This window comes from Candidatus Peregrinibacteria bacterium (assembly GCA_016220175.1).
Classification (GTDB): Bacteria; Patescibacteriota; Gracilibacteria; order CAIRYL01; family CAIRYL01; genus JACRHZ01.
Genome location: JACRHZ010000008.1, coordinates 41,073 through 47,146, shown reverse-complemented (window position 1 = coordinate 47,146; position 6,074 = coordinate 41,073). Strand labels below are relative to the sequence as shown.

At 38.5% G+C, this 6,074-nt stretch carries 9 protein-coding genes; 4 read left to right on the top strand and 5 right to left on the bottom strand.

Features of this window, described 5'->3' with window-relative positions; genetic code table 11:
* Positions 1-162: 162 nt before the first annotated feature.
* The 3 genes from HZA38_00905 to HZA38_00895 all read left to right on the top strand — a co-directional run bounded on the left by HZA38_00905 (position 163) and on the right by HZA38_00895 (position 1,011).
* Positions 163-381 (top strand): hypothetical protein, encoded by a 219-nt coding sequence (locus tag HZA38_00905; protein ID MBI5414059.1) that lies wholly within the window; start codon positions 163-165, stop codon positions 379-381.
* Positions 382-508: 127 nt separating this feature from the next.
* A complete protein-coding gene (locus HZA38_00900; protein MBI5414058.1) occupies positions 509-730 on the top strand; it encodes a hypothetical protein in 222 nt (73 codons plus the stop codon).
* Positions 721-1,011 (top strand): type II toxin-antitoxin system RelE/ParE family toxin, encoded by a 291-nt coding sequence (locus HZA38_00895; GenBank protein ID MBI5414057.1) that lies wholly within the window; start codon positions 721-723, stop codon positions 1,009-1,011. Before HZA38_00900 ends, HZA38_00895 begins: the two co-directional genes overlap by 10 nt.
* 7 nt (positions 1,012-1,018) lie before the next feature.
* Here HZA38_00895 and HZA38_00890 read toward each other — a convergent pair whose 3' ends face one another.
* The 4 genes from HZA38_00890 to recJ form a co-directional block, all read right to left on the bottom strand.
* Positions 1,019-1,462, bottom strand: coding sequence for a riboflavin kinase (locus tag HZA38_00890; protein ID MBI5414056.1), 444 nt, complete (start codon positions 1,460-1,462; stop codon positions 1,019-1,021).
* 36 nt (positions 1,463-1,498) lie between these two features.
* Positions 1,499-2,629 (bottom strand): deoxyguanosinetriphosphate triphosphohydrolase, encoded by a 1,131-nt coding sequence (locus HZA38_00885; GenBank protein ID MBI5414055.1) that lies wholly within the window; start codon positions 2,627-2,629, stop codon positions 1,499-1,501.
* 76 nt (positions 2,630-2,705) lie between these two features.
* A complete protein-coding gene (locus HZA38_00880; GenBank protein MBI5414054.1) occupies positions 2,706-3,047 on the bottom strand; it encodes a four helix bundle protein in 342 nt (113 codons plus the stop codon).
* A gap of 52 nt (positions 3,048-3,099) precedes the next feature.
* Entirely contained in the window at positions 3,100-4,770 is a 1,671-nt protein-coding gene (recJ, locus tag HZA38_00875; protein ID MBI5414053.1) for a single-stranded-DNA-specific exonuclease RecJ, read from the bottom strand.
* Positions 4,771-4,966: 196 nt separating this feature from the next.
* On the opposite strand from recJ, the gene HZA38_00870 reads away from it, so the two are divergent.
* A complete protein-coding gene (locus tag HZA38_00870) occupies positions 4,967-5,344 on the top strand; it encodes a hypothetical protein (protein ID MBI5414052.1) in 378 nt (125 codons plus the stop codon).
* A gap of 244 nt (positions 5,345-5,588) precedes the next feature.
* Here the strand turns inward: HZA38_00870 and HZA38_00865 are convergent, their stop codons facing one another.
* Positions 5,589-6,050 carry a hypothetical protein gene (locus HZA38_00865; GenBank protein MBI5414051.1) on the bottom strand — a complete coding sequence of 154 codons (462 nt, stop codon included), beginning with the start codon at positions 6,048-6,050 and terminating at the stop codon, positions 5,589-5,591.
* Positions 6,051-6,074: the final 24 nt, after the last annotated feature.

Here is a 6,074-nt window from a genome sequence, read left to right as displayed (position 1 = left end):
CTCAAAAAGGAGTTATCTGCCTGGCAAAAACAACGCAATCAAAGTCTATCAACAATTCAATGGAAATTCACAAAGCAAGATGCTGACCAAAAACTACAGAGACACTATACATGAAATTATTTATTGGAAATTATACTAGTGATACTTTTGTCTTTGTAAAGCATGGGGGAAGGTCATAAAAATTATCGTGAAATTGAGTTTGAATATTCAGGAATAGCACCAGGCTGTGCTGAAATTATAGTGATAGTACTAGCATTAATTGGGAGTTGTCTAGCCCCCAAGATTCTGAATCCAGAGAAACCTGAACACGCTATTTCTGCGCAAATAGAAGCAACAAGGCAGAATATAACAAACCAATTTCGAGAAGGCGCGAACAAATAAATAATTTTCATTGAGGAAAAACATACAGAAATTCTTTTTTGAAGTTCTATTGATGGTGTGCATAAGCGTTGCACTTCTGATGTAAAAGTGATACACTTTTCATGTTTGAGAATTCTTTCATCACAATATGCCTACAACAAAAAAGCGTCTTAACATCACACTTTCCCCAGAATTAGAATATACGATCGCTCTTTTGGCAAAAAGAGATCATGTTCCTCTCGCGACAAAAGCAACAGAACTCTTAAAAACCGCAATTGAGATTGATGAAGATGATATTTTAATTCAAATTGCAGAAGAGAGAGATACAAAAAATGCGAAATTTGTCTCTCATGAAGAAGCATGGGGATAAAATATATACTTCAATACCATTCGGAAGTGCAGAAAAAAGATATTCCTTCTTTAGGTTCTGCTGAAAAAGAACAAATTAAAAAAACTATTGAACAAAAACTCGTTCTCGAACCTGAGAAATTTGGAAAACCACTCAGGAAATCATTGAAAGGATATCGCAAACTCAGAGTGGGGAAATATCGAATAGTTTTTCGTATTGAAAAAAATATCGTCAAGATATTGGCTATACATCATCGACAAGATGTGTATCAAATATCAATTGTACGAATAAAATTCGAATAATGAAACTTCAATTATGTGATTTTTTCAAAATCTCCTTCGCTCCTTCGCAATCCTTCGTAATTTGCTTCTTCAATTCTTCCTCAGAATCAAACTTTTTTACATCACGAATCTTTTCGCCAATGATGTCAAATTCAATTGGCGAATTTTCTGGAATATCTGAAAATGAGACGCGATGAATCGCGTCTCTACTAGAAAAAATATGAATTTCGACACTCATGTCGAAACTGTCAAAAGTTGGGCGAGGACCGATGTGGACAATGCCTTCAAAAGGGTCACCCGTAGGCGGGTGACCCTCACTTGTGAAGATTTTTCCACGGACAGCGAATACACCTTCATGATTTTGCGAGGGACGCATGTATGCGTCCCCTACGTGCAATTCAACATTTACCGTCGGAAATCCGATTTTTCTCCCGCGTCCTTCGCCTGTGATGGTATGGCCGGAAAATTGCATGATATTTCTGGAAAGCGACACGGCGCCGTGTCGCTTTCAGGATAAAGAATCTGCCAAATTCAGCGCAAAATCATCCGTCATCCCTGCAATAAAATCCTTGAGAACGACCTCTTTTCTTTCGCCAAATTGGACAAGCTGGTAATAATTCTCTGGAAGACTTTCGGGATGATCATATAAATAAAAGAAAAGCTTTTTAATCGTTTCTTTTCCATTTGTACTCTGCGCAATTACTTGTGAACTTTTATAAAAACATGAAAAGAGAAAATGCCGAAGCTGCGTATTCATATCTTCCATTTCCTGAGAAAATCCGACTATTTTTTCTTTTGAATTACGAATATCATCTGGTGTTTTCGGCTTCAGTTCAGCGATTTTACGAGCGCTTTCTTTTGAAAGATTTTCGACCATTTCATTAATAAGCCCAGAAACAAGACGTGAAATCCAAACCTCTTCTGACCCGCCACTCGGAATTTTTGCCATAACTTTTTGCCAAATATCTAGTTTTGAAAGATCATCGAGAGACAAGATTCCGCTCCGGAGCCCATCATCAATATCATGGTTTTGGTACGCGATTTGATCTGCAGAATCCACAATTTGTGCTTCTAAAAAAGCATTTTCAGCGAGTTTATGTTTTTGTCGATCATGCGGAGACACGTGTTTAAAAAGTCCCTCTCGGCTTTCTTTCGTGAGATTCAGTCCATCGTAATTTGGATTTCGTTTTTCGAGAATTTCGACAATTCTTCGGCTCTGAGCGTTATGTTCAAAATCAAGCCCAAATCGATGCATGAGTTCTCGCATTGCTTCTTCACCGGCGTGTCCAAAAGGAGTATGTCCGAGATCATGCGCAAGAGCGATTGTTTCTGAGAGATCTTCATTTCCCTGAAGAATTCGAGCAAGCGACCTCGCAATTTGAGCAACTTCAAGAGTGTGTGTAAGACGAGATCTGAAATGGTCGCCATAATGCGCCACAAATACCTGGGTTTTTCCTTTGAGACGTCTGAATGCTTTGGAATGAAGCACACGATCTCGATCGCGTTGAAATTCAAGCCGTGTTGGAGACTTCAATTCTTCATGATCTCTTCCCTTGCTTTCGACATTCCGAATCGCATACGGAGGAAGCATGTGAAGTTCACGGTTTTCGAGATCTTGGCGAGTGAGGAGAAAAGTCATAAGAAAGAATTTTTAATTTTGAAATTTTAAATTTCTAAATAAATCTTAATTTCTAAAATTTAATTTTTAAATGATTTTATAAAGAATTTCTTTTGATTTTTGCGAAGATAAGGGTTAATTCATGAGCTTCTTTCCAGAGTTTTCTACAAATATCAGCTTTTTCGGGAGAAGCTTTTGCGATCATTCTAAGCCAATATTTTGTTTCATTCGACTCCTTTGTAGAAATAGCTATTTTATTTCGAAAATCTCTCTTGGAACTGGCGTAATTTGCCTCCATATAGTTTGCGCCAATACTTGTTGAAGATCTGATCAGCTGATGGAATAATGGCTTCAATATATCATTCGTTTGAATTGATTTTATAAACTCAATAACATTTTCTCCAAATTTTGCCGAACGCTCTTCCAAGTCATAATTCATAGTATTTAAAAATTAGAAATTAAGATTTATTTAGAAATTTAAAATTTCAAAATTAAAAATTCCCTCGTATATCTACAATTTTCATCTGCACCCGCCTCTCTCCATTCCATTCTCTCACTTCCGGCGATGCCAGTATATCAATTTCTTTGTCTTGAGAAAGCCTATCAAGAAGAGCGCCCTGCCCAAAGAATATTCCGGAAAATCTTTGCCCGTGCTGATTTTCGAGAAAAAGCGAAAGATGCTTATTCCCATTCCCACAAGCTTTCGAATTTTTGATCTTCATTTTTGGAAAATGAAACAACGGATTCGGGTTTCCTGTACCAAAAGGAGCGCAATTCTCGAGCTCCAAAATTTCTTCTGCATGAATTTTTTCATGGTGAGAAAAATCAAAATCAATATGCTGCAGAATCTCTTCCGTGCCACGAGATTTTTCTACATACCGAAGAAAAGCGGATTCAAAGAGCGAGTATTTTTCCGAAGATATCGAGAATCCTGCAGCAATAGCATGTCCGCCAAATCCCAAAAAAAGATCTGGATTTTCTTCAGCAACATTCTTCAGTGCTTTTGAAAAATGAAAATCATCAGGTCCACGACATGAGCCAATCATTTTCTGTTGTCGGACCTCGACAACAACAGTTGGTTTTCCATATTTTTCACAGATTTTTCCGGCGAGAAGTCCAAGAATTCCAGATGGCCATTCTTCGCTTTTGAGGAGAAATGCCGGAAGATTTTGTCCTCTTCCATCAATCATCTTCTCCGCTTTTTCTAAAAAAATTTCCACAAGATCTTGTCTCCTGTGATTAAGAGTTTCGAGCTCAAGTGCACGAGTATGATTTCCGAGGAGAAGTTCTAAAGAAATATGCGGATCAGAAAGACGTCCTGCCGCATTGAGTCTGGGGGCGAGATAAAACGCAATTTGCTCCGCATTCAAAGAATCAGCAGCGCTTTTCGACATATCGAGGAGACTTCGAAGTCCAGGATTTTTCGTATTTTTTAGGTGCTCAAGACCGAGCAGTGTAATTATTCTATTTTGTCCCTGTAAAATACCACAATCGGCAATGGTCCCGAGCACTGCAAGCTCGAGGAGCTGCTCCAAAGATCGCCTGCTTTTTTCTTTTCCATACACACGGAGAAGAAGACCATAACACAAGAAAAACGCCACACCAGAACCCGTAATGTGTTTGTCGGGAAAAAGTTCGCTCTCAAGAAGTGGGTGCAGGATAGCATATGCAGGCGGAAGCTCTTCTTTAAGAGAATGATGATCCGTAATAATGACATCAATATTTTCTTTTTGAAGAGCTTCAATTTCGCGTCTATTTGAAATTCCACAGTCCGTTGTGAGAACAAGTGAAGTTCCGGAGTTTTTTATTTCTTCAGCAATGTGGGAAGAAAGGCCATATCCTTCCTCTCTTCTCGGAAGCCTGTACGAAACATTTGCGCCCAGCATCTTCATTGTCAAAAATAGTTGAGCAACTCCACTCATGCCATCAACATCATAATCACCAAAAATAAGGATCTTTTCACCTTTTTCAAGAGCATTTTGTATGCGAGAAACGCTTCTTTCCATATCACAAAAAAGAAAAGGATCGAAGAGTTTTTCAAATGTTGCATCAGTAAAATCCGCTTCGGAACGATTTCGAACATCCAGAAGGTTTTTAAAAAGCGATTTCTCTGAAGAAAATTTTCCTCGCTCGCGCCAAATTTTTCCAAGAAATGAAATCATCAGAAGCAATTATAAGTGGAAAATGCCAAATGCAAAAATGGGAAGAATTTATTTTCTTGAAAAAAAACTTTCCTTTCCTGAGAGACACGGTATAATGGAGAAAAATATGGGGGAAAGCACTTGTGAAAAAGAGGGATTTTTGATATAATAAGCTGAAAATCTTCTTTCATTTTTCCATTTTCTTTCATTTTTTTATATGAATACACGATTCTTTTCTCGCAATGTACTTCTCGTAGGAACAGCTTTGCTCCTTGCAGTCGTGGCACATGCGGGACTTCTTCCTGCTACAAAAGCACTCGCAGCCATAGATGTACCTCGCGTGGATATTGCCCCTTCGTCTGATCTCAAAACAGCCGTCATTGGATTCATTAATTATTTCCTCGGCTTCCTCGGACTCGTTGCGGTAGCGTTTGTTATCTACGCAGGTGTCCTCATGGTGACTTCGCAAGGCGAGGATGAATCGACTGGAAAAGCAAAGAAAATCTTGCTGTGGTCTGGAGTCGGAATCATTATCATCATGCTTTCATATGCGATTGTACAACTCGTGGTTCGAGCCGGAGAGACGATAGCATAGGAAAAAAGATTTGTTTTCTGGGAAAATGAAAAAACGTTGATATCTTTATATCGAAGAGAGAGAAGGGATGAATTTCGGTTCATCCTTTCTTTTCGCGAAACCGTCATTTAATACTGCTTCGCTTTTAAAAGGATACTCAATTTTAGTATTATGCCACGAAGCTTTCTCTGCTCCATTATTGTTTCAAAAGCTTCGCAGTATTGAAAAGTGCTATTTTTAAAGCGAAGTGGTATAAGAACATCTCCTACACATACGGAGAAAGTTCTTCTTTTGGTATAAATACTCGGTTATCATCTTGAACAAGAATCATTTTTTTCTCTGGAATTACCTCCTGAATATCCTGAAAACTAAAAATTCTCTTCGAGATGGGAATGAGAAGAATTGATTTTTGACATTCAATTTTCGTAACAACAAAAAGGAGTGGATCAATCCAAATCTCCTGAACGTTCCCATAAAAAGTCCCTGTTTTCGAACACACGGAAAATTCTTTCCAATTTTCCCCTGGTGTATCATGAAGAAAATCTCCAGAAGTCTTCCATCCATGTTTCTTCTCGATAACCGCATCGGGAGAAAGCACTCCGTGGAGAGTAAGAATTCCCGTTACTTTTCCCGTTTGAGAATCCACATAAATTCCTGTAGGAATTTCAAAGGTTCCGTTTGGCATCTCAATAGGGATAGCGCAGAGACGTGAGAGAGGAAGACTCATGGATCTAGTATAGGTGAAATTACG

Bases quoted from the DNA above. Each gene is read 5' to 3' on its own strand.
- HZA38_00905 (MBI5414059.1), top strand. From the start codon at position 163: ATGGGGGAAGGTCATAAAAATTATCGTGAAATTGAGTTTGAATATTCA.
- HZA38_00900 (MBI5414058.1), top strand. From the start codon at position 509: ATGCCTACAACAAAAAAGCGTCTTAACATCACACTTTCCCCAGAATTA.
- HZA38_00895 (MBI5414057.1), top strand. From the start codon at position 721: ATGGGGATAAAATATATACTTCAATACCATTCGGAAGTGCAGAAAAAA.
- HZA38_00890 (MBI5414056.1), bottom strand. From the start codon at position 1,462: ATGCAATTTTCCGGCCATACCATCACAGGCGAAGGACGCGGGAGAAAA.
- HZA38_00885 (MBI5414055.1), bottom strand. From the start codon at position 2,629: ATGACTTTTCTCCTCACTCGCCAAGATCTCGAAAACCGTGAACTTCAC.
- HZA38_00880 (MBI5414054.1), bottom strand. From the start codon at position 3,047: ATGAATTATGACTTGGAAGAGCGTTCGGCAAAATTTGGAGAAAATGTT.
- recJ (MBI5414053.1), bottom strand. From the start codon at position 4,770: ATGATTTCATTTCTTGGAAAAATTTGGCGCGAGCGAGGAAAATTTTCT.
- HZA38_00870 (MBI5414052.1), top strand. From the start codon at position 4,967: ATGAATACACGATTCTTTTCTCGCAATGTACTTCTCGTAGGAACAGCT.
- HZA38_00865 (MBI5414051.1), bottom strand. From the start codon at position 6,050: ATGAGTCTTCCTCTCTCACGTCTCTGCGCTATCCCTATTGAGATGCCA.